Annotated in this window: 11 protein-coding genes; 1 reads left to right on the forward strand and 10 read right to left on the reverse strand. The window is 65.0% G+C overall.

The window, feature by feature from the left end; all coding sequences use genetic code 11:
* Positions 1-77 precede the first annotated feature (77 nt).
* From ABZ420_RS24940 to ABZ420_RS24955, 4 genes are read right to left on the reverse strand one after another with little or no spacing between them, the layout of a single operon-like run.
* Positions 78-1,274, reverse strand: coding sequence for a DUF2399 domain-containing protein (locus ABZ420_RS24940; RefSeq protein WP_357127114.1), 1,197 nt, complete (start codon positions 1,272-1,274; stop codon positions 78-80).
* On the reverse strand, positions 1,267-5,475 hold the full coding sequence (locus tag ABZ420_RS24945) for a TIGR02680 family protein (protein ID WP_357127117.1): 4,209 nt from the start codon (positions 5,473-5,475) through the stop codon (positions 1,267-1,269). The genes ABZ420_RS24940 and ABZ420_RS24945 overlap by 8 nt, the downstream gene beginning before the upstream one ends.
* Positions 5,472-6,617 carry a DUF2398 family protein gene (locus ABZ420_RS24950; protein WP_357127120.1) on the reverse strand — a complete coding sequence of 382 codons (1,146 nt, stop codon included), beginning with the start codon at positions 6,615-6,617 and terminating at the stop codon, positions 5,472-5,474. The genes ABZ420_RS24945 and ABZ420_RS24950 overlap by 4 nt, the downstream gene beginning before the upstream one ends.
* Complete coding sequence (locus ABZ420_RS24955; RefSeq protein WP_357127123.1) at positions 6,610-8,166, reverse strand: DUF2397 domain-containing protein; 1,557 nt, start codon at positions 8,164-8,166, stop codon at positions 6,610-6,612. Before ABZ420_RS24955 ends, ABZ420_RS24950 begins: the two co-directional genes overlap by 8 nt.
* A 701-nt stretch (positions 8,167-8,867) precedes the next feature.
* On the opposite strand from ABZ420_RS24955, the gene ABZ420_RS24960 reads away from it, so the two are divergent.
* Positions 8,868-10,223 (forward strand): hypothetical protein, encoded by a 1,356-nt coding sequence (locus ABZ420_RS24960; RefSeq protein ID WP_357127126.1) that lies wholly within the window; start codon positions 8,868-8,870, stop codon positions 10,221-10,223.
* A gap of 513 nt (positions 10,224-10,736) precedes the next feature.
* Here ABZ420_RS24960 and ABZ420_RS24965 read toward each other — a convergent pair.
* The 6 genes from ABZ420_RS24965 to ABZ420_RS24990 all read right to left on the reverse strand — a co-directional run bounded on the left by ABZ420_RS24965 (position 10,737) and on the right by ABZ420_RS24990 (position 15,101).
* Positions 10,737-11,699: a hypothetical protein gene (locus ABZ420_RS24965; RefSeq protein WP_357127129.1), complete on the reverse strand. Its 963-nt coding sequence runs from the start codon at positions 11,697-11,699 to the stop codon at positions 10,737-10,739.
* A gap of 474 nt (positions 11,700-12,173) precedes the next feature.
* Positions 12,174-12,605, reverse strand: a complete 432-nt coding sequence (locus tag ABZ420_RS24970; protein WP_357127132.1) for a YbaB/EbfC family nucleoid-associated protein — start codon at positions 12,603-12,605, stop codon at positions 12,174-12,176.
* Positions 12,606-12,698: 93 nt separating this feature from the next.
* A complete protein-coding gene (locus ABZ420_RS24975) occupies positions 12,699-12,932 on the reverse strand; it encodes a hypothetical protein (protein ID WP_357127135.1) in 234 nt (77 codons plus the stop codon).
* A 2-nt stretch (positions 12,933-12,934) separates the two neighbouring features.
* A complete protein-coding gene (locus ABZ420_RS24980) occupies positions 12,935-14,446 on the reverse strand; it encodes a hypothetical protein (RefSeq protein WP_357127139.1) in 1,512 nt (503 codons plus the stop codon).
* Positions 14,443-14,745 carry a WXG100 family type VII secretion target gene (locus tag ABZ420_RS24985; protein ID WP_357127142.1) on the reverse strand — a complete coding sequence of 101 codons (303 nt, stop codon included), beginning with the start codon at positions 14,743-14,745 and terminating at the stop codon, positions 14,443-14,445. The genes ABZ420_RS24980 and ABZ420_RS24985 overlap by 4 nt, the downstream gene beginning before the upstream one ends.
* Positions 14,746-14,747: 2 nt before the next feature.
* A complete protein-coding gene (locus ABZ420_RS24990) occupies positions 14,748-15,101 on the reverse strand; it encodes a WXG100 family type VII secretion target (RefSeq protein ID WP_357127145.1) in 354 nt (117 codons plus the stop codon).
* Positions 15,102-15,484: the final 383 nt, after the last annotated feature.

Consider the following 15,484-nt stretch of genomic DNA (forward strand, 5'->3'; position numbering starts at 1 on the left):
GGCCGCCTGCCTCGAATCCAGTACCGGCGGACCTCGCATCGACGCAGGCGAGCCAGCGCAGGCGCTCCTCGGTGTATTCAGCAGACCGGCGGCGCTGCCGCCCGGAGGTCGGCCAGCAGCAACGGCAGGATCGCCTCTTCATGTAAATCCTTGCTGTATTGGGCGTGCAGATCGGCAGGCCAGGTGTCCGCACACGTCTCGAGTCCGAAGTGACTGGCGTAGGTCTGGGTGTCGAAACGCCACGGCTGGGCGGTGGCGACCGCCGACTGGACAGTCCGGACGATAACCATGCCTGCGGAGTCGATATCCGCACGCACCCTGACATCTATCCCCGCTTCCGCGGCGCCGATCAGCAGGTCCAGTGCGGCCAGCGCCGGCATTCCGTCGGTGCACACCAGAGACGGACAGTTCTCGCCCAGTTCATCGGCGGCGGCCTCCACCACAGCCGGGTTCTCACAAACGAACAACACGGACGGCACTGACGCGAAAGACCATGGTTCCAGCAGATCCCGCAGTGTGAGCCACGAGGGAGCACCGCGCCGGTGGCCGGCAGTGATATCCAGTGGAACATTCAGTGTCAGCACGCGCGAGGACACGGTGTCGCAGCGTACGCCCGCCGACGCCCACGCCGCCCGCCACTGCCTGCCCGGCCGGGCTGGCGGCGGGCTACCGTTTCTGATGGCTATCAGACGCGCGATCGTGCGCCCCAGTTCAGTAATGTAATCGAGCGCGTGCGCGTCCCCGGTGGCCTCGGCGGCGAGCTGGCCGAGCCGTTTCGGCGGACCGGTCCAGGGCAGCAGCGGCCACACCCCAGCGATACGACCGGCCAGCTCCTCGACCCGGCCGGAACCCAGCTTCGGAGCCCTGGGACCAGCCAGCCATATCTCGACGATGCCCCCGGACAGCCCGGCCCTGCCGAGGGTGTCCAGCACCAGGCGGCGTTCCCGCTGCTGCGCGCGCTGCTGCGCCGCCGCAAGTTCCCACGCCACCGGCAAGGGGCCACCGTGGAGCAATTCGGCGAATCGGCCGACGGTGAGACCGTGATGCGCGAGAGCAACACCGAGCGCTCGCAACGTCACCGCCTTCCCGGAAACCTCCCAGTCCACACCCAGCAACCGCCCCACTTGACGCCGCTGTTCGGTCGTCAGCGTCACTTTCAGCGACCCGCGTTCCAGCCCGCCACCGCGATGGATGCGGCGGCTTATCGCCTGGACAACGAGTGCGGGGCCGGGTAAGGCGGCCCAGGCCAGCAACCCTGCGGGCAGTTCATCCATCGTCGAGACCGAACAGGCCGTCTACCGGCATGGGATCGTGCGTTGCGCCGAGCCGGTGCACGTCCACCTCGGTCAGCGTGCCTCCGCACCACAGGTAGGGCAGCACGTCGACACCGGGCAGGTGCTTCTCCCTGGCGAGCTCGTAGATCGCCACGGCGGGAACCGTTTCGTAGGTGCACCATTCATCATGTGCGGTGAGCATGATGTCGAGCTCGAAGTCGACTGTAAGCCCCATGAAGGATGCTTTCACCTGGGCGTCGACACCAGTCATCGCCTCGTCGAGCCACACCCAGCGCGGTGCGTGCGCCGCGGCCGCGTCATAGGCGACCACCGCTGCGGCGAACAACGGCTGCGACAACAGCACCACCTTTTCACCGCCCGACTTGGCGCCGTGCTTGGCCGCGTCGAACGGCACCCACCGGCTGGTGCTGCCGGGCCGGTAGTGCAGACCGATCTTCAGCCAGCCTCGATAGTCGAGTGCCCGGCCGAGCTGATGTTTCCAGTCCACCGCACCCTCGGCAGCTGCCTCGGAGCGTGCTTCGTCGATCTTGCGGGCGAGGTACTGGCGTACCATCTCCTGCCGGTCGACAGACAATTCGGCATAACCTTGGCCCAGCGCGGCCAGGACCGCCGCCGCATCCGGCTCGGCCGGATCCGCGTGCCAGACTACCTTGACGGTGTGGCCCTGGCGGGTCGGGCGCTTGGCCAGCTGGCTGTTGATGTGGGTGAAGGTGCGTTGGGTGTAGTCGAGGCGGTCTTTCAGGTGTTCGATGAAAGTCGAGCCGAGCAGGGTGGCCAGCACTCGTTGCTGCTCAGCGTCGAAACTGTCGCGTTGTTCGATCACCCGTGCGGCCAGGGTATCCGCGGCTGCAGGAGGCAACTGGAACCCCGCGGTGGCATCGGTGTGGATCTCCACCCGCGGCAGGGTCTCATCGTCGTCGAGGACTCGTGCGTCCTGCTGGGGAAGCAGCGCCTGGCGCAGTTCCTCCAGCTTGTTCACGCATGCCCGCCATGCCCGATCCACGTCGGCGGGTTCGGCTTTCAGCTCGATCTCCCGGCGCACCGCGGTTGCCAGATCCCGCGCTGCCTGCACATTCCGGCGCTCCGGTACATCCACGGCGAGCGGCTGAGCGAGCCCGTGATCGAGCGCTTCCCACAGCTGCGCGATCGCATGGTCGCGGCGCTGCTCGGCACCGGCCCGCTCCCGTTCGTGATTGGCCAGCACTTCTTCGGCGCGGGCCTCCTTTACGCGCGCACCAGTGAGCTGTTCGTCATAGGTGTCACGCTCGCTCTCCAAGCGCTCGATGCGGGCGTCGAGTTCCGCCTTGCTGGCCAACTGCTGCTGCTGATCGGCACCCAGCGCCTTCTCGGCGGTCTGCAGTTTCACTTCGAGGCGGCGTTGTTCCTCCGCAATATCGTCGCGTGCGGACTCGGCTTCCACCCTCCGCTGCGTGTTCTCCTCGAAGGTGAGCATCGCGTCACCATGAGCATCCTCAGCGGTGTCCAGCTGGCGCAGGACCATGCCGTAGCGGTCTATGTCGCCACGCAACGCGGTGAGCGCATCCGCCTGGTCGCTGAGGCGGTCTTGGGAGAACCGGTGCGTCGCAGCATATTCAGCTAGGACGGCGCGCGCGACATCGAGACGAGCCAGTTCGGTCGCATGCTGGGTTTCGGCATCGGCGAGTTCAACGGCACGGGCGATCGTCGCGCTAGTGCGTTCCCCCCAACGCACCACCGCACCGTTGAGCTTGCGCTCTTCGGACTCCGGCAGCGCTTGCGACTCGGCGTCCAGCCGATCCAACGCCGCACCGGCTTTCGTGAGCCGGGAATCGATGGCCGACAATTGCTGAGCCAGCTCGTCCTGCTCGGCTTCGAGTGCGGCAATGCGGCGGGCTCTGAACGCTTCCCGAGCGGCGGTGCCGACATAGGTCGCCGGTCCGGCGGCGTCGGCGCGACCGGCCAGCCCACCCACGCGCCAGCTGCCGTCCGCGCCCAACCAGTCACCGGCCGGTTCGGGTTCCCCGGCAGCACGCCAACCGAACTGCGCAAGCGCCCGCCGTACGAGTTCGACTCCGACCCCGCCTGCTTCGACCGGTTCCAGCACCGCGAGCAGATTCGTGAACGACCGATCTCCGGTCGCGGCGCCGCCGGCCAGACCCAGGTCGGCGAACTCGAGATCGATCGTGCCATCCGGTGCGACCCATGCGTCGAGTAAGCCGGACCCGGCGAGTGCCGCCTCCAGCACCTCCAGCTCCGTGTCGTCCACACCCGGCAGCGGATTGACCAGACGCCACAGCGGCGCGCCCTGCCCCTGGGAAACATCCGGCCGCATTCGCCGTCGCCAAGTCGTCGGGACCGGCGGCGCGGCATCGGCTTCCGCCCGCACCTTGGCCAGTTCTCCGGCGACCGCACCGGACCGTTCCGCGATCGGCGCGCGTTCGAGCAGCGCGGACTGCTTGCACTCCTGCCACACGGTGCGCTGGGCCGAGATGTGGGCACGCATCTGCGCTGTCACCGACGGCTGGGCCGAAACCTCGCCGGTGTCCTCGATGACCGTCAGTTCGGCGATCGAATCGCACCAGCCGGCCAGGATTTCCTCCGTGGGCCGGGCCACCTCGGCGTCGCCGGACCAGTCGCGCACCCGCGTCTCCAAGGTCTGCGCGGCGCGACGGACAGCCGACAGTGCCTCCTCTTCGGCCCCTCGTGCCTGGGCGAGCCGGGTCTCGGCAGCTTCGACCAGCCTGCCGGACCGCTCCACACGCTGCGCCGCCGCGGCACGCTGTTCGTCGAGTTTCCGGAGGTGTCGGAATCGTTCCTGCCGGGACCGATGCTCACCGACCAGGGCGTCGACATCCCGGGCGGCCACGTGGCGTTCTACCGACTCCGTCAGGCCCGCGAGCACCGCGTTTGCGGCCATCGACTGCTCCGCGGCACGCAGCGCTTCGCCGGCTTCCCGCAGCTTCTCTGCGGCCTTCGTGGCTTTCGCCGCGGCGTTCGCTTCTGAGACGCATTCTCGTTCAGCCAGTTTGACGGCGCTGTCGTGCTGGGCTTGCACCCGACGGAGTTCTCGGCGCAGTCCCTCGATTCGTCCGGTCGCGGACACCGCGTCCTTGTAGGAATCCGATTCGAGCAGTTCCCGCAAGGCCGCCATCGCGTCCCCGAGAGCGCGGCGGGTCTCGGCGAGGCGGGTCTCGGATCGGCCACGCAGCGCCACCGCGTCCGCGAGCGTGGCCTCCGCGGCTTTCTTATCACTCGTCGTTTTATCCAGGCTGGTGGTGGCGGCAGCCATCTCGTCAGCGCGCAGCCGCATCACTCGCTTGGCCCACGGCTGCCACCCCGTACGGACGAATATCGCGATCGCCCGCGCCGACTCCTCGGTGCGCTGCATCGTCGCTCGGAGTTGCTCGAGATGCTCCCATCCATCGGCGAGCTGATCGACTTCGTGACCGGCCAGTGGCGGCAATGCATCCCGCAAAGTCATGGCCAGGCTGGCTGGGTTGAGCCGCTCACCCAGTTTCGGCTTACGCAGCTGTTTGAGCAGTTCGGTGAGATTGTCGTACGACTCGGTACTGAGCCCGTACAGCTCCTCGGCCAGCCGGGCCCGGTAGGCCCCAGCACTGCTGAGCAATGCCACCCCATCGATCTGCTTGAGGTCCTTGAGTTCGAGCGGGCGGCCTGCCTCGAGCAAGGTGAAGTCCCGGCCCAACCGCTGCCTGGTGACAAAATGCCAGGTGCTGACCGGAACGGTCCCGCTGCCAGCGCGCGCCGAGGCACCGAGCCCACAGGTGAAGTAGGCCGGGGACCCGTCCTCGGTGATCCGTCCGAATTCCGCCCATGCGTATCCGAGTCCGGCATCGGCAGGTTCGCGTGGGTCGTCACCGTCGCCGGTGGGCAGTAGATTGAAACGCATACTGCGATGCTGGGAACCGAACGGGTCGAGCACTGATGGTGCGATCTCTCCGCGCAGCAGCAGTAGCGTGGTCAGTTCCAGCACCTTGGTCTTGCCCGCACCGTTTCCGCCGCGCAGAACCAGTCTGCCGTCGGCGAACCAGAATTCCGCGTCGTCGTATTCCCACAGATTCACGATGCCCACGCGCAACGGTTGCCATCGCTGACGGCCTGGCGAGGGCAGTTGCCGAGACAGCGCGGCCTGAAGCCAGTCCTGCCCCCAGGTTTGCGTGGCGGCGAGTTCGACGGTCATCGAAGCTCCTCGATACGTGCGGTTTCGGCAAGAATCTCCGGCGCGCGGTATCGTGCGGCCGCTGGGGTCAGCTGCCACAGTCCAGGGCGCAGTCCCGGCCGAAGCATGTCGAGCGCCCGCAACAGTTCCACTACCCGCTCCCGGCGCGCGGTCGGCGCCGCGACCTCGGCGGTGATCGACTTCGGATGCCGCACCGCAACCTGTTCGACGGCGTTCAGCAGGTCGGCCTCGGTTACCACGCCGTCGTTGTCCCGGCGTCCATACAGGTCGCCGAGCACGACGAGGGCAACGAAATCGACTGCACGCAACCGCGGGAACGGCAGGTCGGTTGCCGATTCCTCACCGGCGATGAGGGCCAACCCTTCGGCACGCTGTTCCACCGTCCAACCGGTCATCTCGGTGCACCACGCCACCACCCGGCTGCGCTGCCGGATCAGATACGCACGCTCGGCTTCGGTGAGATCACTGTAAAGGCAGACCGGCAGCTCGATGATCCGCCGCATCACCGCGAATCGTTCAGCCGCCTCGGTGAACACCGCGCCGCGCTGGTCGAGCGCAGCCTTGAGCGCGGTTGGGTCGGCCATGCGCAGCAGCATCTCGCGCTGCACACCATAGGTGCCGCCGACCTTGTCCGACTGCCGGGCCCAGCCGTCACGGCGGTCCACACTATCGCTGCCCGCCGGCGCCAGCGCACCGGCCGACACCAGCAGCTCCAGGGCCGTGATAAGCAGCTTTCGCTCGGTGAACCGATCGGGCTCGTAGGGAGTGACCGGGCAGTCGTCGCGCGCCGAGATCACCCGCACCCGATCCGACAGGTCCTGGGTGGAGGTGATGTCCTCGGCTTCCTCAGCTGCCGCGGCGGCCAGCAGCGCCAGCACCAGCGCCCGACGCGGCGGCGGGTTGACCCGGCGCGGCGCGAGCACGGTGTCACCCAAGGGCAGGCGGAACAACCTGGCCGCGGTGTCGGTGACCACCAAGCGGTAGCCGAGGCGGGAGGAGAACCAGTTCACCAGTTCCGGCCGATGCCGGGGATGCCGAATGAGGCCGAACAGTTCCCGATGCCGGACGCGGTCGACCACCGGGTTGGCCAGCAGCCCGATGAACGCGCGGCGCCGGCACAGCGCGTCCCGATCGTCATCCACCGTGCTCCACCTCTGCCGGGTCCAGCGTGAAATGCCAGTTCCGTGTCACGAACCGGCCGTGCGGGCAGTCCAGGGTGGTGGTGCCGGCAACCGCCGGCTCGGTTAAAGTGACCCGCCATCGGCCGTCTTCGGTGACCCCGGCACGTTGCGGCTCCCCACGTCGCCCCCGCGCCGTCGCCAGCAGATCGAGCAACATCCGTAGTTCGGGCTCCGACAGCGGCGCCCAGTCCGCCAGTTCGGTCCCCGATCGCGCGCGCAAACCCGCCTCGGCCTCCCGCCGTTGCGCCAAGGCCGCGGTTCGTGCGCGCCGTGCCGCCGCCCGGCCGGTGGCCGTATTCATCGCCTTGACCCGGCTGCCGACCGCAGCCCGCTGGCCGTGTTCCCGATACCGTGCCGTGATCGGTGCCGCAGCGGCATCGGACCAGGCCAACGCGTGGTCGTCGGCACCGTCAGCGGCGATCAGCAGATGACGCGCCGGGAACACACCGATGGCCGTGTCCCACATGCGCCAGGCCGCTTCGTCGTCAGGTGCGCGCTCGATCGCACCAGCGAGCTCAAGCAACTCTCCGCGCCGGGTCAGCGCACCACCGGTATCAAGCAGAATGTGCATGTTGCGGGCCCACGGCGCTACCAGGTCGCGCAATTGCCTGCGCAACCGTCTGGCCTGCCCATCGGCGCCGTCGAACCAGCTCCGCAACGATTCCCAGGTGCGCATCCATCGCTGCACCTGCAGGTCCACCACGTTGTCGGGTGCGTCGTCGGCAAGGGCACCACGCACACACGCCCGCAGCACCGAGTCGGTCAGCTGCGGACGCACCTCCGCCATCAGCGCCGCGACAGCTGGAGTGTGAATGTCGACCTGCTCACCCCACATCCCGACATAGGATTGCAGCGTCCGCCACAGAACTTCCTGCTTGTCCGGGTCCGGCCCGCCGGACAGCGCATGCGCCAGGCTGCGCTGCCAAGATCGCGCCGCCACCGCCATCCCGTGATGCAAGGCGATGACCTGTTGATACTCCGCCGCAGCCGCCGGGAAATTCCGGTCCCGCACCGCGTCGGCGAACCCGCGCAACCGGTCGTGAATCGCCCTGGGAGCCAGTGTGAGATCCGCGGCGGCATCCTCATCAGCGGCCAGATCCATAGTCCAGAACGCGTGCAGGCGGGCCGCTGTCGGAGTCAGCTGGAAACGATCACGACGCCGCAGAAAATCCTCCCCCGTGCGCGCCGGCTCCTGCCACCGAGTGAGCACTCCCCACCGCACCAGGCTGGTCAAACGAGCATCGAGCGCGAAGGAGTCCTCGTGCAACAGCCGATCGGCCACCTGTTGTCCGGCACGCTCACTCACCCACGCCCGCAACCGGCTAGCGATCTCATCGAACGACATCCCGGTCAGACTGGTGTCCTGCGCCTCGACCAGCACATCGACGATCGCGCGATACTGTGCCGCGAACCGAGACACCAAGTAGGCAGGCACCAATTCCTGCCCCGGTAGATAAGCGGCCCAAGGATCAACCCCCGCCGATTCGACCAGCTCATCCCCATCACCCACTGACCAAGAATAGTCCGGCCGCGCCGGACAGCAATACCCAAGAACTTCGATCTGCTTCGCGTTGGACCGATCTGGGAGTACCCGCTAGCGCCGGATTCGATGATCGTGCGCTCGCGCTCCACTGCCCGACATTCGATCGCGGCAAGTCAGCCGGCATATCTGCGGGCTGGGCGTTCCGGTGCGGAAGACCTGCATACCTGCTACGAACCGACCGACACCCGGATCGGGCGCACACCCGACAGACTGCTCCTGGCTGAAAGCCGAAACGGGGTAGTGCCGTTGCCCAATATCATTCGTTCGGCCTGCGGATGCCGCATGCAAGTTGGCATCCTCGAAATAGCCACTGTGACAGAGGGATCGTGAGTACATTACTACCGAGCTGGTATCCCCACCTTCAGAACAAGGGGTCGTCGTAGTCCGCGCTGTAGCCGATGTCGTGCCGACCGTGATGGCCCTGCGCGAACTGACCGGGAGCAACGCGGACGTGACCATACTGCCACTCCACCGCAGCTGACCTCGGTACCGCACAAGCCGCCCGAACACCAGGCTCAACGAAGGCCAGCGTAGGTCGTCGGCACTTCACCTCGACATGTTGCAGACCCCCCGGTGAACTATGGCAGGATCAAATGGCAGGCCACCACAGGGAGGGGAATTGCTCTCGGAGGCATACGAACCCGAGATTCCGGCAGGAGGTCCACGGCATGGGCTACCTGCTTGCTCGTAACAGCCTGCCCTTTCTCGTCACCTCGGATCGGTCGGATCGAGACTCCTACACCACAGCTTTTCCGGACGACCTCGATCGCCCACCTGCGGCATTTCCTCACCTAGCCTTTCTGTTCAGCAAGGTGTCCGGGCGAACGCATCCGCTGATGCTTACCCATGTCGGCGTGGTGTTCAAGCGCGGACATCGGGTGACTGATCGTGATCAGGGCCTGATGATCACTAATGTATGTGAGTTGCCGAAGCCGATTCCAACGTCGACTCTGCAAGGTGCACTACGCAAGCCGCACCGTGACACGGTCGCGGCAGCGATCAGCGAGCGCGACGGGGTCCTAACGCAGGCAGCTGACGACGCCATCGTGGACGCAATTGTGCGGTTACTGCCAGAATTCGAAAGCACCCTCCTCCGTCTGCAGAGACTACGGCAGGAACCGGTTCGATCCGCTGGTGCCGATCGCTGGGAGCTCGGTCTCGACGCGATCCGTACTGCACTCCGGCTGGGAGACTTCGACACCAGGCAGCTGCGGACCTGGGAGGTCCCAGACGATCCGACGGCCTCGGTACTGGCCGGCATTAAGAAAACGTCCGAAAAAGATCTCATCGCACACGATCTCGAGGTGCTGCCCGGCTGGACACCTCAACGTCGACGGGACACGCACGTGCGGATATTCAGCGATGGGAAACGCCACATGCACGTCGTGAATGTGGATACCGAAGAGCCTGAGCGGGTCCTGGGCGCCGACCTCATCTACTACCACGTGGAGGCGAAAAGCGGCGTTCTCGTGCAGTACAAGAAGCTGGAAGACCACAAGGAGGTACGGGTCGACCCTCATCTGGAGAGTCAGCTCGATCGAATGAAGCAGCTGTCCGAATTCGGTGGCGAACCACAGTCCCATGCGGAGTGGCGGCTCGGCAAGGATTTCTGCTACCTGAAGCTGTGCCGCACGAAGACGGCATCGGGCGAGATCGACCCAAACAATGCGGAACTCCTTCCGGGACTGTATCTGCCGCTGTCCTACGTGCGTCTGGCACTTCTCGATGAACGCGTGAACGGGCCGAGGACCGGCCGGTACCTCGGCTACGATCGTGTAGAGCGCTATCTGACGAACACTCTCTTTATCGACCTTGCCAAGGAAGGTTGGATAGGTAGTACGGGCATCACCGCCGAGAAGCTGGTCCAGATCGTGATGGAGGCCCCAAGATCCGGTCATGACTTGATAGCCGCGATCGACCTCAGCCCCGAGACTCCCCGGGAAAGGATGCAGCGGCAACGAAAGCGAATCCCGGCGAGAAAGCGGACCAGTCAGACAACTAATGACCAGCAAACACTGTTCTGATTACTCAAATAGTCCAGCTGGCCAGTCCCAATTAATGAGACCGGTTATCCGTCATCGGGGACCAGTCAGAAGTACATACGAACTCGGCGGCGCGGTGTCGAGCCTGGCGTGGGGACATCGTATCGTTCGCGCACACCACGGGAGAGATCCTGGTAGCACCATTGCTGGCGGCAAATCAGCGACGGCGTGGCGGTTCATAGCTGGCAATCAGCTTCAATCAGCAACTACCCGACAGGAAACCGCAGGTCAGGCCTGCCTCTAGGGTCAACATGCCACACCCGAGGCACCATCAACCCGGACCGATTGCCCGACCTCCACAGGGCATCACGATCTGTCAGACGAGATATATACCCACAATTCCCAGGCGGTCTCCCGTTGCCCATGTTCTGTGTGCCCTGCCGAGTACCGGTACCTGCGACGCTCGATGAAATGTGCACTGCGACAATTTAATGTGAAGTCATGACCTCCGGAAAGATCGAAGCACCGGGCTTTCGGCTGGCTAACCGCTGCTGCTCACTCGTATTGCGGCACTCGCACCACGACGATGCCTGCGACGTTGTCGGGCATGTTTGATGCCACGCGGTCCTCATTGAAGTCGCCCGCGGTGATCTCAAGGACGTAGCCGGGCGGCGCTTGCCGCAGAGGGTTGAGCGTGTGCTCGAAGTACCTTAGACCCCAGTGCCCGGTGTCGTCGGGGACGTCGCAGAAGACTGGGCCAAGCTGGTCATGACCGCCATAGTGCTCGCTTACGACACTCGTCGATACTGCGCTGAACTGCTCGGAGCGAGCTCTCAACACCAGGTCGATCATCGAACGGGCGACTGCTCGTGTTCCGTCCTGCCGATTCTGCAGGAAGTCCGAGAGTTCGGGTGCTAGCTGCTTCTTGAGCGCCGGTATCAGCGGTGGGCTCGCCGGGGGGCGTGTCCACATGTCCTCCAGTGCCACAGACCGCCCATAGGTTGACGCCGCGTCACTCACAACCAGTTCGTCTGCAAGCAGGGCAGGCATCAGGGAGATAGTGCGCTTGACGCAATGGATGCAGCGTCCGCTCCGGTGAACGTCCGGGCAGCGCTCCCACCTCCGGTAGTCACCTGTGCCGAGGTAAAGCGCATATACAGGCAGGAGGCCCAGCGCCGCAGCCGCGGAGCGAAGCACCTCGCGTTGCGAGCGCGCCGCGCCCCTCGCTCCGTAGCCGAAGTCGAAGTTCCACTTGCTCCTCGTCACGGTCACGCGCTTCGCCTGGACGAGCATCCCGTAAGCGTCCGCGCCGTCCACCCACCACCAGACCCAGTCGGCACCACTGAGAACCTCGGCTCGCTGGGTAAACGGAACGACGGTAACTGCCCGGGAGGTGTGGGCTGTCACGATCTCGGTGATTGTCGTCTCGCTCCACCGCAGGCCCGTCCGCTCGCACGCGGCCATGTGCCGAACGGCCTGGACGCGAGCCCATCTGAACGCATTCTCGACCGCCGTCATGGTCTCATCCTCCTACGCAAAACCGGACAAGAGTGCACCACCGCCTCCCCTCAGCTACCGCCGACAGTTCCACCGAGCGCGCGATGCCCACCCATCCATCCCCGAACAGTCACCGTCCACGATCCGCGACAGCGCAATAGGCGTAGGACACCGCGATGCTCAGATCCGATACGTACTCATGATGACCAGGCGTTTCCCAGTTGCCCATATCGTGCGTGTCCTCCCGAGTACCGGTACCTGCGACTCTCTATGAAATCGCCACCACCACAGCCAAATTCATTGGCGTGATCACCACAGCTCCGCCCCTTCCCGACTTCCTGCCCGCTGTCTCCTGAACACTGGTAGAACTTCCCCGAAGGCCAGCGTTGTTCGGGTGTGATTACGCCGGGCGTGACTTTGCCTGCCTCTCCAGCCGCGAGGACAACCTGCTGCGCTATCGGTAGGGGCATCAGTCGATAGCGCAGCGTCCGGCTTTCAGCTGGTCCAGCCGCCGTAGAGGTTGCGGCGTTCGAAAAAGGCGTCGTCAGCTTCCTGCACAGCCGCATCGTCCAACGGTCGGCGATGTTCGCTAGTCCTCGCCTCCAGAGCCAGGAGCACCTTCGCCTGGTCGAGAAGACGCGGGTCGACCTTCTGCAGAAGTCGTTCGATTCTGGACTTGATGTCGGAGCGGGCTTTGCTGTGGCAATCGCGCACAGCGCTCGCAAGCTGGCTGCTGGTCCATTTCATTGCGGCCGGGGCGATGTGCAAGCTGGTGATCTCACCGCTTGCATCGACTTCGATGAGGACGCCGCGGACTTCGCCGTGCCCGCGGAGATCGGCTGCTTTCTCGGTCACTCGCTCGCCGTGGCTGCGGATCTCGGTGAGCTGTTGTTGAAGCTGCTGCTCCCATTGCCCCATGTTCGTCATGAGCAATCCACCTCCCTAGTGAGTGTGTGCTGTGACTGTCGCCACGGCGTGTAGAAGCTGCCCACCGGGCGGCATCGTCACACGCGGGTCAGGTCAGCTCACACTCATACCGCGTTCCGGCCATGCGTTGGACTCTCTGTACACGGAGTTGATCTTCCTGGACGCTTTGAGGAAGGTGTAGTCGACGTCGCCGTCGACCGGCTGGGCTGTCCGAGAAGCCTTGTCCATGGCCAGTTTCCTTGTCAGAGTCCCCGGGTCGTCACCGAACTCGTATACGACGATTTCCGGGCTCTCGGACTCTTTGGCGAAGTACACGATTGCTGCCATGCTCACCATCCACTTTCGAAGTCTTCGCGCTTGTTCAACGGAACCTGGGTCTGCCAATTGAACGACTCGTTCGCCACCCGGTGAGCATCCTGATACGTGATCCCCGGGTTCGCTCGCAGGTAATTCAACTCGGCGAGCTCGTGCTCGAGCAAGACGTGGTCCTCGGGCAGGGCGTTCCCGGAGCGCAGCCGGATCCACGCGTCGGCGATTTCGGGATCGGGGTCGAACTTCCGGACCACGACTTGGCCGGTCTCGTAGTCCAAAATCGGGTGTTCGGTGTCGAACAGATGCTTCTTGATCGCGGCGATCTCGGCCTCGGAGAAGCCTGTTGCGCCGTTGGCGCGGACGAGATCGTCGGTGTTGCGGCTGATCGCGGAGATGTCGCGCGGGTCTTGGGTGAAGTTGTCGTAGGCATCTTGGGCCCACTTCGTTTGTGCGGGGTCATCGAGCATATTCGCTGGCCGACGCCGCCCGCCGCTGAGCCATTCATCGACGGTTCCCCTTCCAGGGGTCGCCCCACGGGCTTCGCGTGTCCACAGCTTCGCCTTGGCGACGTCGACCCATTTGCCGACCTTGTCCAGTAGCGGTTTCAGTGCCGCAGTGACCGGCCTGATCGCGCGCGTCACTATCTCGGTAACCCTGGTGCCGAGCTCGCCGATGATGGTGGCGATGCGACGAGCTCGCACCGCGATACGACCAGCAAGCGCGGTGTTGCCCACCCATTCCGAAACCGTTGCGGTGAACGGCGCCAACACGGCAAAGACGACCTCAGCGGCCGCGGTTTCGATCAGGAAGTCTTTGACCTCCTCGAGAATCTTATGGTGGGCCTCATCGAGGTGATGGGCGTACTCGCCACAGGAGTCACCGAGCGTTTGGCACGCATCAGCCAAGGCGTTGAGATCGCTCTTGCGCTCCTGGCAGGTGGCGACCGCGATCCCGATCTCCGGCGACTGCTGGTTTGTCAGCAGCTCGACTGCTCGGGGCACCTGTGCAGCCACGGTGCGGTAGTCGGCCGAGGCGGTGTGCCATGCGGTTTTGGCGGCGTCGAGTTGGTCTTGGTGACCGTTGGGCCAGCCGAAACCGACAAGGTCCTCGAGGATTGACCACCCGAATGGCTCGGGGATCCCGTCGCCAGCCGCCGACGGCGCGTCTTCGGCCAGACAAGGCGCGATCGACAGGTGCGGAGGTGCAGGCGAGGAAGGGTTGCGCGTATCGGAACCGGTCTCCGCGAGCTGATGGTTATGTGCTCCGACAGCGATCAAATCCCTGGTTTGACCACACGCTGTCGCCAGCTTCGAAGACGCTGAGATTGCCAGCTGGGCGGCCTCATCATAGGCACTGGCCCATTGACCACCGACACTGTCGCTACCCGCCATCCCCGAATACGCGCTCAACACAGTGATCAGCGCCGCGTGCGTTGTCACCGTGTCAGCCGACATCTGGCCGAACACCTCACCCGCGGAGGCGTATTCACCGGCGCGGTGGACTATAACCGGTACGGTCGGAGCCGTCACTGCGGCCACATCCGGTAGTTGGTCTCGGCAGCTCCGACGTAATTCGTGTGCGCCCGACGAGCCACCTCACGTAGCTCATCGAGGTTGTCCCGCATCTCACCGACACCGACCACCCACCGGTCATGGGCTACACGCTGCGCCTCCGCGGCTTGGCTCGACCACGACAAATGCAGATCGGCGACGTGCTGATCCACCTCACGCAGCAAACCTTCGACCTCGGCGCCGAACTTCGCCATGGTCGCGATCGCGTCATCGAGCTGCGCCAGATTCACACGGTAGCTGTAGTCGTCGTCAGCCACAGCTACACCTGATTTCCAAGCCCGGTCAAACCGTCGGCATTGGCGCCATCGCGAAACTCGTAACGGTTGGCCGCGTCGGCGAGGTTCATTGCCGACGTCTCCAACGCCGCGACGATCTGATCCGCCCCACGCTTCCACTCCACCCAGGACTCGTCATATGCCGAAGCCGCCCGACCCCGCCAACCGTCGGCCAACAGCTCTCTGCCGATCGTTTCATCGAGGTGAGCGAGCCGCTCTCGGATCGTCTGCGCTTTGTCGGCGACGAACCGCGACGCCTCGCGAAGCCGGTCGACCCGAACCCGAAGTTCACCAGCCACCGCGACTCCCCTCTGGACCTGCTCGCCGATCGCATCCAACTATAAGCGAGCATCCGAAAACCCCTGTCCGCGAGAGCCGTCGAGGAATGCACTCTCCTCGCTCCAGGATCTAATCTCGATCGTCGCCGGACTGCGCAAGCGCGGCAACGGGTTCCGGGTCTCTACATGAGGCCTTGGACACCACCCCGGGCGGGCGCCTCACAACCACGCTCGGGCCCCTTCCAAAGGTGGTCCGTCCAGGCGCGAACCGGTTTCCGACCATCCGGATTCGCAGCACGCTGCTCGTCCGTCGTGCCCGGGGTCGTCGAGTCGATAGAACTCTGGGTTTCTTGCGACTCCGGATTCCACGGGTATCCGACCGCCGCTCGACGACGGAGGCTAGCGGGCGGGATGCTCAATGGGCAATGCTCGCACCTATCACG

It is taken from the genome of Nocardia sp. NPDC005745 (genome assembly GCF_040630775.1).
Classification (GTDB): Bacteria; Actinomycetota; Actinomycetes; order Mycobacteriales; family Mycobacteriaceae; genus Nocardia.

Excerpts from the sequence above, each read along its gene's own strand:
- ABZ420_RS24940 (WP_357127114.1), bottom strand. The coding sequence starts at position 1,274 with ATGGATGAACTGCCCGCAGGGTTGCTGGCCTGGGCCGCCTTACCCGGC.
- ABZ420_RS24945 (WP_357127117.1), bottom strand. The coding sequence starts at position 5,475 with ATGACCGTCGAACTCGCCGCCACGCAAACCTGGGGGCAGGACTGGCTT.
- ABZ420_RS24960 (WP_357127126.1), top strand. The coding sequence starts at position 8,868 with ATGGGCTACCTGCTTGCTCGTAACAGCCTGCCCTTTCTCGTCACCTCG.
- ABZ420_RS24965 (WP_357127129.1), bottom strand. The coding sequence starts at position 11,699 with ATGACGGCGGTCGAGAATGCGTTCAGATGGGCTCGCGTCCAGGCCGTT.
- ABZ420_RS24970 (WP_357127132.1), bottom strand. The coding sequence starts at position 12,605 with ATGACGAACATGGGGCAATGGGAGCAGCAGCTTCAACAACAGCTCACC.
- ABZ420_RS24975 (WP_357127135.1), bottom strand. The coding sequence starts at position 12,932 with ATGGCAGCAATCGTGTACTTCGCCAAAGAGTCCGAGAGCCCGGAAATC.